A 16,023-nucleotide genomic window follows, 5' to 3' on the forward strand; every position below is an offset into this window, starting at 1 on the left:
TTTGGCCCGTTTCCTCGCGCTGAATGCACGTTCGGTGAGGGCGGGGCCGCGCCGTGGGCCACACTCCCCTGATGGATGTCCGCACCACGATCGATACCTACCTGCGGGCCTGGACCCAACAGGACCCCGAGCTCATCGTCACGATCTTCACCGACGACGCCACCTACCACGAGCGGGTGCTGGGCGAACCCATCCGCAACCGAGCCGGGATCCGCGACTACTGGCAGCGCAAGGTCGTCGAGGGACAGGCCGATATCGACGCCCGATTGCTCAACCTCTACACCGCCACCGACGGCAGCACAGTGGTCGCCGAGTGGGAGGCGACCTTCGTCGACCGCGTCCAGAACGTGCGAAAACGGATGCGGGAAGTCGCCATCCTGGAATTCGCCGGCGATCAGATCGCCAGCCTGCGTGAGTACTGGGCCTCGGAGGTAGTCGGGTAAAGCCCTGGGTCAGAGATGGCTCGCCACGAAGCCCGCGGCCTGAGCGGGCATCGGCGACTGTGCATAGGACAGGTGCGGAGCGGAGAACATCTCGTCATGTGAGGGCAGCGCCAGGGCTCCCGGAGTGCAGATGGGATCGCCGTCGGCACACAGGTCGATCGCCTTGGCCCCGTACCAGGGGCTGATCTCGCTGATCGGCCCGCCCAGGTACCGGTCGGTGGGATTGCCGAACACCGCGACCGCGGCCACGTGCGCAGCTTCCTCCTCGGACAGCGTCGCGGCGGTGAAGCCCGCCACCGATGCCCGCGCAATGGTGATCAGATCGATGACCATCGCGCCTTGCGAATAGCCGCCGAGCACCAGCTTGGTCTTCGGACAGGTTGCAACCATGGATTGAACGTGGGCGTTCGCATCGCCGGCACCGGCGGACGCCGAGGGCGACCAGTCCTCGCCTGCCGGGTAATTGACCGCGTATACGCCGACCGAGCGCCCCCCGACCTGCGAGCGCAGTGCATCGATGAACTTCTGGCCGACTCCGCCGACACCGGGCGGTTCGGCGGTTCCCCGGGCAAAGGTCACCTCAATGTCGGGACAGCCGGCAGCCGAGGCGGAGGGGACGACCGGGGCGCCGGGCAGCGCAGCCAACGCCGCCACCACCGGAACACTGAGCAACAAGAGCGATCGGCGCGCTTTCATATCACCGATGCTGGCACACACCGACCACGCTCCACCAGCCCCTATCCCAGCGTTTACCTGCGTTTTTCAGCTATCTTCGGTCAGACGCTGGGTGCGCAATCGCAGCGCATTGCCGATCACGCTGATCGACGACAGGGACATGGCGGCCGCGGCGATCAGCGGTGACAGCAGCAGCCCGAACGCCGGGTAGAGGATTCCGGCGGCGATCGGAATGCCGACGGCGTTATAGGCGAACGCAAAGAAGAGGTTCTGCCGGATGTTGGCCACGGTCATCCGGGAGAGTTCGCGGGCGCGCACAATGCCGGTGAGTTCGCCATTGAGCAAGGTGACTCCAGCGCTTTCCATGGCCACATCGGTGCCGCCGCCCATGGCCAGCCCGACGTCGGCGGCAGCCAGCGCCGGAGCGTCGTTGACGCCGTCCCCGGCCATCGCCACCACCCGCCCGTCGGTGCGCAGCCTGGTGACGACATCGCTCTTCTGATCGGGCAGCACATCGGCCTCAATCCGGTCGATCCACAGGCGACGTCCGACGGCCTCGGCGGTCACCCGGTTGTCGCCGGTCAGCATGACGATGTCGATACCTGCACGGCGTAACGCGGCCAGCGCCGCCGGAGTCGTCGGCTTGACCGGGTCGGCGATGGCGAAGATGCCGGCCGCCCGGCCGTCGACGCCCAGATAGATGGCCGTGGCGCCATCCGACCGCAGCCGGTTGGCGTCGGCCTCCAACGAGCTGACGTCGATCCGCTGCGAGATGAGGAACTCGGCGTTGCCCGCCACGACACGGCGGCCCTCGACGACGCCGATCACGCCGCGACCGGCCGGTGCGTCGAAGCCGTCGACGGCGGGAACGACCAGGCCGCGGTCCGCCGCCGCCGCGACGATGGCTTGCGCCAGCGGGTGCTCGGAGGCCCGCTCGACACCTGCGGCCAGTCGAAGGATCTCGGCGGGATCGAAACCGGACGCAGCGACGATGTCCGTCACCGCGGGATGTCCTTCGGTCAACGTGCCGGTCTTGTCGACGACCAGGGTGTCGACCTTCTCCATGCGTTCCAGCGCCTCAGCGTTCTTGATCAACACGCCCAGCCTGGCTCCGCGGCCCACTCCGACCATGATCGACATCGGCGTGGCCAGCCCCAGCGCACAGGGACACGCGATGATCAACACCGTGACCGCGACGATCAGGGCGTGCGCCAGCTTGGGGTCGGGACCGAACAGTCCCCATACGATGAACGCGATCACCGCGACGACGATCACCGCGGGTACGAATACTCCGGCGACTCGGTCGGCGATCCGCTGGATCGGCGCTCGAGAGCGCTGCGCCTGCGCGACCATGGCCACTATCCGCGCCAGCATGGTGTCCCGGCCGATCTTTTCCGCGCGCATGACCAGCCCGCCGGACTGGTTGATGGTGCCGCCGATGACAGTGTCGCCGGCGGTTTTGGTGACCGGCATCGATTCGCCGGTCACTACCGACTCGTCGATCGTGGATCTGCCGTCCTCGACCGTGCCGTCGACCGGCACCCGCTCGCCGGGCCGCACCCGCAGCTGATCGCCGAGCTGCACGTCGTCGAGGCTGATCTCCTCGTCGGCACCATCCGAACGGATTCGCCGGGCAGTCTTGGGTGCCAGATTGAGCAGGGCCCTGATGGCGCCGGAGGTCTGCTCGCGCGCCCGCAGTTCCAGCACTTGGCCGAGTAACACCAAGACGGTGATGACGGCTGCCGCCTCGAAGTAGACGTCGACGGCGCCCATAGTCCGGAACGAGTCGGGGAAGACACCGGGCGCGACCGTGGCGACCACGCTGTACACCCAGGCCACGCCGGTGCCCATCGCGATGAGGGTGAACATGTTCAAGTGGCCGGTGCGCACCGAATCCCAGCCGCGGACAAAGAACGGCAATCCTGCCCACAACACCACGGGAGTGGCCAGCGCCAACTGGATCCAGGCCGATACCGACGAAGAGATGACGTCCGGCACCCAGCCGAACAGGTGGCCGCCCATGGCCAGCACGACCACTGGCAGTGCCAACGCGAGGCCCACCCAGAAGCGGCGGGTCATGTCGGCAAGTTCGTGGTTGGGACCTGCGTCAGCGGTGACCAGGACCGGTTCCAGCGCCATGCCGCAGATCGGGCATGACCCCGGGCCCGGCTGGCGAATCTCCGGGTGCATCGGGCAGGTGTATTCCGACGCCTCCGGCACGCCCGAAGGCTCGACGCCGGCGCCGCAGTGATCGTGCTCGTCGTGCCGCTCGCGGCCGGTCTGCGCTGTCATGCGCAGCAGCCCATCGAACCCCAGACCGATTGCTCGGCGTGAATTGCTATTTGTCGCAGCATTTTTTGTCCGGCATCTGCTTGTCCTTCGACATCTCCGGAGACATCTTGTGGTGAGACATTCCCGGACCCGACTTGTGCGAGCTACCGCCGTCGTGCTCGGACCCGTTGGGCGAAGGCGCATTCGGAGCATGCAACGCGGCGGCCGTTACCGGACTTAGCGTAACCGCCCCGGAGGCTCCAGCCCAGGCTCCGACGAAAAAGACTCCCGCCGTGACACCGACGAAGGCCATGGTGGCCGCGATGGCACGTCGGCGCTCGCGCACAATACGGCCGAGCCTGTGGACGATCCCCATTTCGACTCCTTTCGGCTGCCGTTTATACCCTAAGGGGGTATGGGTATATCGCGTTCGACTGTACAACGCCGGTAAGCCTGTCGCAACGGACTGCCGGCAGACCGTCGACGGCGTGCGAAAGCAACAGCGGGAAGTCGCCTTTCCGAAAACCGTCCGGCGCACCCATCGCCGGCCTCGGCGAAAGGTGGGCTTTGGAGGTCGCCGGCTGAATCGGCGACTCCCCTGGCTCACTCCTCGCCGATTGCCGCCAGCAGATCGGCAGCATCGAGCTGCGCCACTTCCAGGTAGATCTCGGCGACCGCATCCAACCGACCGGGATCAGTCTCAGCCGCAGCCAACCGAGAAGCCAGCCCCGCGACGGTTCGGGTGACGAAGATGTCGGCCACCACCGCGCGGGGGGCGTCCAGCCAGGTGCGGATGCGTGACACCGCGGCGGTGGCCAGCACCGAATCGCCGCCCAGGGCGAAGAAGTCGTCGTCAGCTCCGACTCGGGCGGCACCAAGCACCTCGGCGACGATCGCGGCCAGGGCACGCTGCAGCGGACCGGATGGCTCGCGGTAGCCGTCGCCGGCCGCCATTGCCGCGGCCAGCTCGGCCGTCACCGCCCGCCGGTCGATCTTTCCCGAAACGGTGTAGGGAACCGCCGAAACTAGTTGCAGCTGACGGGGAATCATGTGCTCGGGCAGCGATTCGGCCAGCGCGGCCTGCAATCCGGCGACGCTCACCGCGGGATCACCGGTGCGCACGGCGGCCGCCAACACCTCACGTCCACCGGGCTCGGTCAGAGCCACCACCACCGCCTCGGCGACCCCGGGCAGCCGACGCAGTGCGGATTCGACCTCCCCGAGTTCGATGCGATAGCCGCTGATTTTGACCCGGTGATCGGCGCGGCCGACGAATTCCAGTGTGCCGTCGGGCAGATAGCGGACCAGATCGCCGGTGCGATACCAGGTTCGGCCGTCGTACTCGACGAACTTCTCGGCGGTCAGGTCTGGCCGGCCGCGGTAGCCCGAGGCGATGCCGCGCCCAGCGACCCACAGTTCGCCGGCCACCCAGTCGGGGCGGTCGGCTCCGTCGGCGCCCACCACCCGGCAGGCGATGTTGGGCAGCGGGGTGCCGTAGGGCACCGCGGCCCAGTGCGCCGGCGGTTCCCCCTCGACCTCACACAGCGTGGCATGGATGGCGGTTTCGGTGGCCCCGCCCAGCCCGGCGAACCGCACCCCGGGTGCCACCGCGGCGAAGTGTCGCGCCAGTTCCGGGCGAACCCAGTCGCCTCCGGTCAATACCGCGCGCACCGACGACAGTTCGCCGCCGGTGGCGGCCAACATCTCCAGGGCGCCCGGCATCAGGTTGAGCACGCTGACCCGGTGGCGTGCCACCAGCTGCGCCCACACTTCGGGGCTGCGCCGGTCGGCTTCGTCGACCATCACGATGGCCGCACCGGCCCGCAGCATGGCGAAGACGTCGAGCACCGACATGTCGGCGTCCAGGGTCAGCAGCGCCAGGCTGCGGTCGCTCGGCGCGAATCCAAAACGGGTGCTGAGGGTTTCGATGGTGTTCATGGCGGCATCATGAGTGACCTCGACGCCCTTGGGCTCGCCGGTGGAGCCGGAGGTGAACACCACGTAGGCCAGCTCGGCCGGATCGGTGCGAACCGGGTCTACCACGCCGGGGTGCTGCAGGGCATCGGACACCGCCAGCACCGGAATCTTCAACGCCGGCACCGCTTCCCCGGTCACCAGCGCCAGCGCGGCACCGCCCAAGGCCAGGATCCGCTCTCTGCGCTCGGGCGGCTGATCGGCGGCAATCGGCAGATACACCGCGCCGGCGGCCAGGATGCCCAGCAGCGCCGGAATCTGCTCGGCGCCCTTGGGTCCCAGCAGGGCCACGGTGTCACCGGGTCGCACGCCGCGCTCCTGCAGCGCGGCGGCCACCGCCAACGCCTGATCGCGTAGCCGGCCGTAGCTCAGCTCCCCCGCCCCGTGCAGCAGCGCGACCGCCTCGGGATCGCGTTCTGCTTGACGAAAGAACCCGTCCTGCAGCGTTTCCCCGCTGGGTGCGGCGGTGCCCGCGTTCACCGACTCCCGCACTTGGGCCTGGTCGGCGGGCAACGCTGCCGGCGCGGGTTCTGCCCAGCCATCGCCGCCGGCCAGCCGGATCAGGTCGGCGATGTGGTGGGCGAACATGGCGTCGATCACGCCCGGTGCGAACATGTCCTCGCGGACGTCCCAGTTCACCAGGATCCCGCCGTCGAACTCGGTGACCTGGGCATCCAGCAGCACTTGCGGGCCCTGGGAGATGATCCAGACCGGGGTGCCGAACGCGCCGGTGACCCCATCGGCGAACAGTTCCCCGAGTCCCAGCGCGCTGGTGAACACCACCGGCGCCAGCACCTGTGTGCCGCGGTGGCGGCTCAGGTCACGCAGCACCGCCAAGCCGGGATAGTCGGCGTGTGCGGCGGCGGCGCGCATGGCGTCCTGCACCGCGTGTGCGCGCTGCGCGCCGGTGCTGGCTTGGCTCAAATCCACATCCAGCAGCAGTGACGAGGTGAAATCACCGACCAGCCGATCCACGTCGTCGTGCAACGGTTCCCGGCCGAACAGCGGCACATTGAGCAGGAAGCGTGGGCCGTCCGACCAACTGGCCAGGGTGTGGGAGAACGAAGCGGCCAAGGTCATGGCCGGCGTGACGCCGTGGGCACGGGCCGCAGCGAACAGCGCGTCGCGGGTGTCCGGGTCCAGCCGGTGCCACCGCCGGGTGCTGCGCCGCGGGTCAGCGGGGGCGCCCGCGGGCGGGGGCAGCTTGGGCGGGTCGGGCAGTTCGGGGATGCGCTGCGCCCACCACAGGCGGTGGTCCTCGTCGGGTTGTCGGTGGGCGGTGGCGTGACGGTACTGCCGGTAGGTATAGCCCAACTCCGGCAGCGACTCCCCGCGGTAGGCGGTGGCCAGATCCGCCATCAGAGTGCGGTAGCTCATCGCGTCGGCGGCCTGCATGTCCAGGTCGACGTGCAGACGCGCGGTCCCGTCCGGCAGCAACGACACCGTGAGCTCGAAGACCGCGTCGTCGAGTTGCTGATGCGATTTCGCCACCCGGGTGGCGTCCAGCCGCTGGGCCACCTCGGCGGCATCCAAGCCACGCAGGTCCTGCACCACGACGGGCAGTTCGGCATCGGGCCGGATGTGCTGGGTGCCGTCGGGTGAGAATTGCACCCGCAGCATTGGGTGGCGGGCGGCCAGCGCGGCCGCGGCGGCGGCCAGCCGATCCGCATCAATGCCGGACCCATCAAACTCCACATAGAGGTGCCCGGCCACCCCGCCGAGCGCGACGTCGTCGTCGCGTCCCACCCACATGGCGTGCTGCATGGGAGCCAGCGCAAACGGTGCGCAGGCATCGCTCGGGTCGTCCGTCGGCGCGGCGACCTGTGTGGGTTCGCCCCGGTCGCCCAGTAGGTCCTGCCACGCGGCGATGCGCGGGTCGGCGGCCAGCGCAGCGAAGTCGACGTCAATGCCCTGTTTGCGCCAGCGACCGGCCAGGCTCATCATCCGGATCGAGTCCAGGCCCTGTCCGACCAGGTCGGCCTCGGGATCGACGGCGCTGGCGTCGGCGCCGAGCAGGTCAGCGACCTGCGCGCGTATCTCGTCCGGCCCCACGGCGCCACTCCACCCTTCGTTAGGCTGCCCTAATTTCTCGAAGCTACTCTATCCAGGTTCGGTCTTCGGTAAGCCAGGGAGTACATATGCGCGGGTTCGTACCGTTTCCCGACGAGCGGGCGGCCGCCTACCGCGCGGCCGGCTACTGGAGCGGACGGCCGTTGGCATCGCTGCTCGACGACGCCGCCGCACGCTGGCCCGAGCGTCCGGCGGTGATCGATGGCGGCGCGACGCTGTCGTATGCGCAGTTGGATGCCGGCGCCGAACGCGCGGCGGCGGGTCTGCACCGGCTGGGTGTCAGTGCCGGTGACCGGGTGTTGCTGCAGTTGCCCAACAGTTGCGCGTTCGCGGTCACGCTGTTCGGGGTGCTGCGGGTGGGCGCCATTCCGGTGCTGTGCCTGCCCGGGCACCGTGCTGCCGAGATCGGGCATCTGGCGGCGGTCAGCGACGCGGTCGGGATCGTGATCCCTGACACCACTGCGGGATTCGACTATCCGGCGATGGCCGCCGAACTGGGATTGAGGCGACTCATCATCGATGAGGCCTCCGACGACTCCCCCGCGCCGCGATTCACCCCGGACCCAGGCGCGCCGGCACTGCTGCTGGTCTCCGGTGGGACCACCGGGATGCCCAAGCTGATCCCCCGCACCCACAACGACTACATCTACAACGCCACCGCCAGCGCGCAGCTGTGTGAGCTGACCGCTGACGACGTCTACCTGGCGGCGTTGCCGGCAGCCCACAATTTTCCGCTGGCCTGCCCGGGGCTGCTGGGCGCCATGTCCGTGGGGGCGGCCACCGTCTTCGGCGCCGACCCCAGCCCGGAGGCGGCGTTCGCCACCATCGCCCGTCACCGGGTGACCGTCACCGCGTTGGTGCCGGCGTTGGCCGCGTTGTGGGCGCAGGCCTGCGATTGGGAGCCGCAGAAGCCGACGACGCTGCGGTTGCTGCAGGTCGGCGGCGCCAAGCTGGCCGCGGGCGACGCCCACCGGATTCGGGAGGTGCTGACGCCGGGCCTGCAGCAGGTGTTCGGCATGGCCGAAGGGTTGCTCTGCTATACCCGGCCCGGCGACGCAGCCGAGTTGCTCGACACCACGCAGGGCCGGCCGTTGTGCGCCGACGACGAGTTGCGGGTGGTCGACGAGGACGGCGCAGAGGCATCCGAGGGTGAGCTGATGGTGCGCGGGCCCTACACCATCAACGGCTACTACAACGCTCCCGAGGCCAATGAGCGATCCTTCAGCCCGGATGGCTTCTACCGCAGCGGGGACCGGGTCCGTCGCCTGGCCAACGGCTACCTGGAGGTGACCGGGCGGATCAAGGACGTCATCGTCCGCGGCGGCGAGAACATCGCTGCCGACGAGTTGGAGACGCACCTGCTGGCGCATCCGGCGGTTAGATCGGCTGCCGCGGTCGGCCTTTCGGATCAATACTTGGGCGAAAAGGTTTGCGCTGCAGTGGTGTTCAACGGTGCACAGTTGACGCTGGCCGAGCTGAACCGACATCTCGACGAATGTGGGGTCGCCACCCACGTCCGGATCGATCAGCTGGCGACGCTACCGGCCCTACCTACTACGGCGGTCGGAAAAATCGACAAGAAGGCGTTGGTCCGCCAGCTCGGCTGAACCGAATTCGCGGGCCTACCCACGTTCGACGACGTTGTCGAACCCCGAGGTGCTCACCTCGGGGTTCCCGGAGCGATAGGTGATCCGGTTGTTCAGACCCGATGCCGTGACCTTGGGCGTGGAGTCGACGGTGATGACATTGCCGATGCCCGAGACCGTCAGACCGGCGCACTGGCCGGTGAGTTCCACCGTGTTGCTGACCCCGCTCACCGACACGTAGCGGCCGTCGCAGGCCAGGGTCTTGTTCTCCCCAGCCCCAGCGATGATGAGGGTGACACTGCTGTCGGGAGCCGGGACAGCAGGCGACGCTGCGACCGGTGGCGCCGGAACGGGCGGCGGTTCGGAGGGCAACGGTATCGGGGTGAAACCGCTGGGCGTGGTGGGCCGCCTAGGCTCGGAGCTGGTCACGTCATGGGAGACCAGGAACACTGCGACTGCGCCGGCGATCACCACTGCCGCGGCGATCACACTGACGACGATGGCGAGACCACGGCCGTTTCCTGACCGCGACGGCGCCTGCCCGTCGACGGCACCCGTCGGGGCGGTCAGTTCCACGGGGCGGGCGAAGCCCGACAGCGGACGCTCCAATTCCCGTATCCGGGCCTCGGGGTCATCGTCGGCGTTCACGCTCCGATGATCGCACTAAATCGATGGCGGTGGCCCGTTGCGCCCGGCTCCGCCGCGCTTGCGACCACCGCAAAATCGATGGCGAGTCGCTAGCCGGCGTGGATCTGCCACCCGGCGGCATCGTTCTGCTGTCGCCAGAACTCATCAAAACGTCCACCGGCTGCACGCAATTCGTCGATCGTGCCGTCCTCAATGACTCGGCCGTCGTCGATGAACAGCACTCGGTCGGCCTGGGAGATACTGGCCAGCCGGTGCGCGACGATCACCCGCGTGCGCGGGCGCAGCTCCGAGCTCAGCGCGGCGACGATCGCCGCCTCGTTCTCGGTGTCCAGCGCGCTGGTCGCCTCATCGACCAGCAGCACCGGTGCGGGTTTGAGCAGTGCCCGGGCGATGCTGACCCGTTGGCGCTCACCGCCGGACAGCGCCGCGCCGGCCTCTCCGACCCTGGTGTCACTGCCGTCCGGCAGGCGGGCGACCAGCTCGTCGACGCGGGCCAGTTCGGTGGCCCGTCCGAAAGCCTCCTGATCGGCGTCGGGGTCTCCGACCAGGACGTTGTCGCGGATCGTGCCGTCGAGTAGGTAGGGATGCTGGAACACCACGCTGGTGGCGGCCCGCCGTGACGGGGCGTCGAGCCCGGTGGCGTCCGCCCCGTCGAGCAACACCCGGCCGCCGGTGGGCTCATGCAGTCCGGCGATCAGGGACAAGATGGTGCTCTTGCCCGAACCGGAGGGCCCGACGATTGCCGTGGTGGTGCCGGCCTGCAGGGTGAAGCTGACTCGGTCGAGCACCGGTGGGCCCGCCGAGTCGTAGCCGAACGTGACGTCGTCGAACTCGATGCTTGGCGCGGCGGCACCCTCGGGTGCCTGGCCGGGGCCGACCGTCACCTCCGGCGCGGTGAGCACGGCGCGGATCCGCTCGAGGGAGGCCCGCGTCGACTCCAGCGCCGGCGCCAGCTCGCTGATGACGGTGAACGGTTCCAGGTAGCGGGCCGCCACCACGATCAACGCGATGGACTCGGGAACGCTCAGCGTGCCGGTCACGGTCAGCGCGGTGGTGCTGCCGGCCAGCAGGATCAGCGCGCCCTGGCTGGCCAGACTGAACAGCAGTTGCCCCGGAATCTGCATGAGCAGCAGCCGCATCGCCGCGCCATGCTGGGCGCTGAGCGCCTGCCCGACGGTGCTGCGCTCGGGTTCGACGCGCCGCGCCGCGCGCAGCGCCTGCTGGGTGCGGGCGAACTCGATGATCCGCTCGGTCAAGGCCGTGTTGGCGTCGCCGGCCGCGGCGTCCGCGCGGGCGCTGAGCCGGTTGGACGCCCACAGCGCCCCCAGTAGCAGCGGCACCCCGCCCAGGGCGGCCAGCCCCAGTTGCCAGGACACCCCGAGCAAGGCCAGTGCGATCGCTGGCGGCAACAGAATCGCGCTGATCAACGGGGTCAGCAGATTGACCACCAGGCTCACCAGTTCGGGGCCGGTGGCAGCGATCGCCTGTCGCGCGTCCGCGGTGTTCTCGGCGGTGAGCCAGCCCAACCGCACACCGGGTAGCCGGTCGGCCACGTCATGTTGGGTGTGATCGAGGACGGCGAAGCCCAGGTCGAATCCGATTCGGGCGCAGGCGAAGTCGATCAGCCAACCCGCGACGGTCGCCACGGTCAGCCAACCCAGCCAGAGCACCGCCCGGCTCGGGGTCTCGGAGAACAGTGCGCTCACCAGCGGAACCAGCAGCACGGTGCCCGCCGCCCGCACCGCCACCGACAGCAGCGTCAGCGCGGCGTAGCCGAACATCCGGCCGCGACGGTCGTGCGGGATCAGTTGGATCAGGGTCCGGATCATCGGCCCGCCTCCGCACCGACGGTGACCGCGGCGTGGCCGGTCTCCCACAGTTGCAGGTAGCGTCCCTGCGCGGCCAGCAGCTCGTCGTGGCTGCCCTGTTCGACGATGCTGCCGTGGTCGAGCACGACGATCTGATCGGCACCGGTGATCGTGTGCAGCCGGTGGGCGATCACCAACACGGTGCGATCCTGGGTCAATCTGTTCAGCGCCTGCTGCACCAGGTATTCCGATTCGGGATCGGCGAACGCGGTGGCCTCGTCCAGGATGAGGACGGGCGTGTCGGCGAGGATGGCGCGGGCGATGGTGAGCCGCTGCCGCTCCCCGCCGGAGAGCGCCGCGGCGGCACCCAGCACGGTGTCGTAGCCGTCGGGCAACCGCAGGATCCGATCATGGATCTGGGCTTCGCGTGCCGCGGCCTGCACCTGCTCGTCGGTGGCGTCCGGGACCGCCAGTGCGATGTTGTCACGCACAGTGCCGTGCACCAGCTGCGTCTCCTGCAGGACGAATCCCACCCGGCGATACAGCTCGTCGGCGGTCAACGACCGGATATCTTGTCCGTCAACCGATATCGATCCGGACTCGACGTCGTGGAACCGAGCCAGCAGCGCGGCCAGCGTCGACTTGCCCGAGCCCGACGGGCCGACCAGTGCGGTCACCGTGCCCGGCCGCAGTGTCAACGACACGTCGCGGATCACCGGGACACCGGGACGATAGCCGAAAGTGACCGTCTCGAAGCGCACGGTCCCAGCCGCGTCTACCGGTGCTGAATCACGCTGCTCGACGGCGAGTTCGGGCTCGTCCAAGGCGATCTGTAGCCGCCGGGCCGCCAGCATGCCGCCGCGTATACCGCCGACCCCCAGGCCGATGCCCAGCAGGCGGGCGCCGAAGGTGGTGCCCAGCAACACGAACGGCAGCAGGTTCACCGGGTTCATTCGGCCGGAGATGATCAGCGGGGTTCCGGTCAGCATGATCAGCCACAGGAAGGTCGACGGGCGGGTGACCAGATCCATCAGCGTCTTCTTGCCGATGAAAGGCCGCTGCCAGTCCACGAGAAAGTTGATGTACTCATCGAGGCGGCGACGGAACGTGGAGGCGGCAGCCCCGCCGAACACCCGGATCACCGGCTGACCCTCCAGGTAGGTGCCGGCTTCGCCGTTCATCCGCTCGGCCCAGCGTTGCGCCTGACTGATCTTGGGGCCGGACTGGGTCATCATCACCGACATCAGCACCATGTAGACCAGCACCGGTACGAACAGCACCAGCGCCACCCGCCAGTCCACCACGAACAGGTAGACCAGCACCGCGACCGGTGCTACCACGGCGGCGACGGCATCGGGGATGGCGTGGGTGACCAGATAGTGCAGGGACAGGGTGTCGTCGGCGACCAATTGCTTGATCGAGCCGGATCCGCGGGCGGTGAACCAGCCCAGCGGCACCCGTGACAGCTTGCTCAGCAGCCGAGTCCGCAGCGCGCTGGCGAAGCGGGCGTCGACGACGTGCAGCCACAGCGTCAGCCCCGCCCCCAGCAAGGTGCCCAGGCCCAGCAGCGAGAGCGCGGCAATTCCGACCGTCCACAGCGGTGACTCGTGGGCGCCGGCGACCAACAGTCGGGCCAGCTCCACCAGCAGCACGAACGGGGCCAACTGCAGCAGTGTGATCAGGGCCTGCAGGACACCGGAGATGATCAGCGGCACCTTCAGCGCGCCGAGCAGCCGGCCCGCGGCCTGGGCGCGCCACGCCCCCTTCGCGTTGACGGTGCGCTCACCCGGCGGTTCAGCGAGTCTCGGCGAAGGAGAGGCGAAGCTGGGACCGCCGCATGAACCGGGCACCTCACTCGCACCTGTGTCTGATGCCGGCGGAGTCGACGCGGGCTTAGCGGTGTCTTCCGGCCCGCGCTGGGTGCCCATGGCACGTCCGGCGGTCCAGTAGGCCTGCGCGTGAATCTCGGATTTGGGGAAACCGAACTCGTCGCGCAGCCGGGTCCGCAGCACCTTGAGAGTCGCGGCTTCCGGGGTGGCCCAGGCATACCAGTCCGACCAGTCCCGGGCCTCGATCGCCGCGGCCAGCGAGCTCGCGTCACGGCGCGGCACCCAGTGCACCCGCAGCCGGGGGTGCTCCCGCAGCGGGATCAGCAGATCGTCGTCGTCGTGCTGTTCGAGGTAGAGCTCGATCGGAACGTCGGGCGCGACGGTACCGATGATTCCGTTGATTCCCGGTATCGACGCCGAGTCCCCCATGAGTAGGTAGCCGGCGGGTTGCGAGTCGGCATCGGGCACCTCGAAGCGCGACGAGCCCATCAGCGACATCGCCGCGATCGTGGCCCCGGGCTCCACGGTGCGGGCCCAGCGGGTGGCCGGCCCGGCCGGTTCGTGCAGCACCATGTCGACCGCGAATCGTCCGGTCTCGGCGTCGCCCTCGGCGATCGTGTAGGCGCGCTGGAACTCGGTGTCCGATCCGTCCGGGTCCGGGAACCAGAACCGCAGCCAGGCACTGGGTTCAACGGCCGCGTCGGTGAACAGGGTCGGCGAATGCATCCAGACCCGGATGCAATGTGGGGCGATCCGGCTGGTCTCGAGCACCGTCACGGTGTGGTCGCGGGCACCGAAGCCCCGCAGAATCGCACCCTGCAACCCGCGCGCCATCACGGTCCTTTCGCCAACGGTGGCCCACCCCGCGGAGCCGATCTCGGCGCCCCGCCGCCAAGCCGAACCTAGGTTACCCTACCCTCACTTACTCGAATAGATGCTCGGGTAGGCTCACTGCTCGTTATGACTGACGCCGCAACCATCCTGCACCGCGAGCTGACAGACCTATCCGACGAGGTCCGCCGCGTCCCGCCACCCCCGATTCCGGTGCTGGCCGAGCCGTATGAGATCCGGGTTGCTGACCCGGACGCCGACGCCGAGATGATCTCCGAGTGGATGAACCGGCCGCATCTCGCGCAGACCTGGGAGTCCGCCTGGCCGTCGGAGCGCTGGCGCGCCTATCTGTCCGCCCAGGTCACCGGCAGCTATTCGCGGCCGTTGATCGTCAGCCGAAACGGACAAGACGGCGGCTATATCGAGATCTACCGGGCGGCAAAGGATTCCATCGCTAAGTACTATGCGGCCGACCCGCATGATCTGGGCATTCACGCCGCCGTCGCCGATACCACGGTGGTCAATCGTGGGTTCGCGGCAATCCTTTTGCCGCGCATCATGCGCTATGTCTTCGACCTCGAGCCGCAGTGCCGGCGGATGATGTTCGAACCCGAGTACCGCAACACGGCGATGCGCCGGCTGGCCGAATACGTCGGCGGCGTCTTCCTGGGCGAACACGACATGGGTTATCGCAAGATGGCGCTTTACGCGGTCTTGCGCTACCCCGACGACGACCCGCTGTCGAACAGCTCGGCGTAACCGTCGTAGTCGGGACGCATCCCGGCTGCCACCAGCTCCCAGAGCACCTCGTCGGTACCACCGCCGATGCGGGCCAGCTTCATGTCGCGCCACCAGCGCCCGAGCGGGGTCTCGTCGACCAGATAGCCGGTCCCGCCGAAGATGTGCATGCACTCGGCGATCACCTCTTCGCCCAGGCGCGCCGCGGTAACCTTCATCGCCGCGGAGGTCCGCAAGTCGAGCTTGCCCCCGGCGGCAAATCCGTTGAGCCCGTGGCGAAGCAGGTCGACGCGCGCCTGCAGGTCTGCCATCCGGAGCCGCAGCGCCTGATGCTCGAACAGGGTGGCACCGAATTGGGTGCGGTGCATCATCCGGGCGTGGGTGATACCGAGGACCTTCTGACTCGACGAGGCGACCTGCCCGGCAATCGACATGCGCTCATGCGCCAAGCCCCAAGAGATGGCAGCCAGCCCGGTACCCGGACGGGCGATCAGGGCGTCGGCGGGCACCCAGGTGTCGATGTCGACCGGGGCGGTGTCCAGCGGGCCCGCCCCGACCTTGCTGAACGGCTCGTGCACCTGCACCTGATCGGTCGGCACCGCGATCATCATGACGTTGCCGTGCCGGCTGTTCTCGTCGTGGTCCATGCTGCGCGCCAGCACCAGGATGTGGTCGGAGATGGGCGACAGCGACACGAATTTCTTGCGGCCGCGCACCTCGAAACCGTCACGCACGGAACGGGCTTCGGTCTGCACGCGCTGGAGATCCGATCCCCCGGACTCCTCCGACGCGCCGATACACAGCACCGCTTCGCCGCGGATGGCCCGCTGGCAGATGTCCTTCAGGTACTCGGAACGGCCGAAGCGGTGCAGAATCGAGATCGACGAATCCTGCAGGCTCACACCGACTCCGATGCCGGCAGACCCGAGCCGTCCCAGCGCGTAGGCCAGCTCCAGCAGTTTGGCGACATCGGTGGGCTGCGCCCCCGCCCACTTCTGGGTGAAGACTCCCGCCCGGCCCAGGTGTTCGATCAGCTTGCGGGGAAAGCGCCCGCTGTCCTCGGCTTCGGCCGTCCAATCCACGACCTGCTGGTCGAACACCTCGTTGAGCAAACCGCGGTAGGCGTCGATACCCGACTCCGCAATCACCT

Annotated in this window: 11 protein-coding genes; 3 read left to right on the forward strand and 8 right to left on the reverse strand. The window is 68.7% G+C overall.

The genetic code is table 11. The annotated features are described in order from the left end of the window. Window positions 1–71 precede the first annotated feature (71 nt). The gene (locus ACJH5R_RS11475) at window positions 72–443 is read left to right on the forward strand and encodes a nuclear transport factor 2 family protein (protein ID WP_406758582.1); all 372 of its coding nucleotides are present in this window, start codon (window positions 72–74) and stop codon (window positions 441–443) included. 9 nt (window positions 444–452) lie between these two features. Here ACJH5R_RS11475 and ACJH5R_RS11480 read toward each other — a convergent pair whose 3' ends face one another. The 4 genes from ACJH5R_RS11480 to ACJH5R_RS11495 all read right to left on the reverse strand — a co-directional run bounded on the left by ACJH5R_RS11480 (window position 453) and on the right by ACJH5R_RS11495 (window position 7,415). Then, window positions 453–1,139 carry a cutinase family protein gene (locus tag ACJH5R_RS11480; protein WP_406781965.1) on the reverse strand — a complete coding sequence of 229 codons (687 nt, stop codon included), beginning with the start codon at window positions 1,137–1,139 and terminating at the stop codon, window positions 453–455. 66 nt (window positions 1,140–1,205) lie between these two features. Continuing rightward, window positions 1,206–3,410 carry a copper-transporting P-type ATPase gene (locus ACJH5R_RS11485; protein ID WP_406781966.1) on the reverse strand — a complete coding sequence of 735 codons (2,205 nt, stop codon included), beginning with the start codon at window positions 3,408–3,410 and terminating at the stop codon, window positions 1,206–1,208. Window positions 3,411–3,456: 46 nt separating this feature from the next. Beyond that, window positions 3,457–3,765 carry a hypothetical protein gene (locus ACJH5R_RS11490; RefSeq protein WP_406758580.1) on the reverse strand — a complete coding sequence of 103 codons (309 nt, stop codon included), beginning with the start codon at window positions 3,763–3,765 and terminating at the stop codon, window positions 3,457–3,459. A gap of 227 nt (window positions 3,766–3,992) precedes the next feature. Beyond that, window positions 3,993–7,415, reverse strand: coding sequence for an amino acid adenylation domain-containing protein (locus tag ACJH5R_RS11495; protein ID WP_406781967.1), 3,423 nt, complete (start codon window positions 7,413–7,415; stop codon window positions 3,993–3,995). 86 nt (window positions 7,416–7,501) lie between these two features. Between ACJH5R_RS11495 and ACJH5R_RS11500 the strand changes: the two genes are divergently transcribed. Further along, complete coding sequence (locus ACJH5R_RS11500) at window positions 7,502–9,040, forward strand: (2,3-dihydroxybenzoyl)adenylate synthase (protein WP_406781968.1); 1,539 nt, start codon at window positions 7,502–7,504, stop codon at window positions 9,038–9,040. A 15-nt stretch (window positions 9,041–9,055) separates the two neighbouring features. On the opposite strand, the gene ACJH5R_RS11505 is transcribed toward ACJH5R_RS11500, so the two are convergent. The 3 genes from ACJH5R_RS11505 to ACJH5R_RS11515 all read right to left on the reverse strand — a co-directional run bounded on the left by ACJH5R_RS11505 (window position 9,056) and on the right by ACJH5R_RS11515 (window position 14,138). Then, window positions 9,056–9,667 carry a DUF3060 domain-containing protein gene (locus tag ACJH5R_RS11505; RefSeq protein ID WP_406781969.1) on the reverse strand — a complete coding sequence of 204 codons (612 nt, stop codon included), beginning with the start codon at window positions 9,665–9,667 and terminating at the stop codon, window positions 9,056–9,058. An 89-nt stretch (window positions 9,668–9,756) separates the two neighbouring features. Then, the gene (locus tag ACJH5R_RS11510) at window positions 9,757–11,496 is read right to left on the reverse strand and encodes an ABC transporter ATP-binding protein (protein ID WP_406781970.1); all 1,740 of its coding nucleotides are present in this window, start codon (window positions 11,494–11,496) and stop codon (window positions 9,757–9,759) included. Further along, a complete protein-coding gene (locus ACJH5R_RS11515; RefSeq protein WP_406781971.1) occupies window positions 11,493–14,138 on the reverse strand; it encodes an ABC transporter ATP-binding protein/permease in 2,646 nt (881 codons plus the stop codon). Before ACJH5R_RS11515 ends, ACJH5R_RS11510 begins: the two co-directional genes overlap by 4 nt. Window positions 14,139–14,264: 126 nt before the next feature. Between ACJH5R_RS11515 and ACJH5R_RS11520 the strand changes: the two genes are divergently transcribed. Continuing rightward, on the forward strand, window positions 14,265–14,894 hold the full coding sequence (locus ACJH5R_RS11520) for a GNAT family N-acetyltransferase (RefSeq protein ID WP_406758574.1): 630 nt from the start codon (window positions 14,265–14,267) through the stop codon (window positions 14,892–14,894). Here ACJH5R_RS11520 and mbtN read toward each other — a convergent pair. Then, on the reverse strand, window positions 14,855–16,021 hold the full coding sequence (gene mbtN / locus ACJH5R_RS11525) for a mycobactin biosynthesis acyl-ACP dehydrogenase MbtN (protein WP_406758640.1): 1,167 nt from the start codon (window positions 16,019–16,021) through the stop codon (window positions 14,855–14,857). The two genes, ACJH5R_RS11520 and mbtN, sit on opposite strands and share 40 nt — an antisense overlap. Window positions 16,022–16,023 lie beyond the last annotated feature (2 nt).

This window comes from Mycobacterium sp. SMC-19, from assembly GCF_045310815.1.
Taxonomy (GTDB): Bacteria; Actinomycetota; Actinomycetes; order Mycobacteriales; family Mycobacteriaceae; genus Mycobacterium.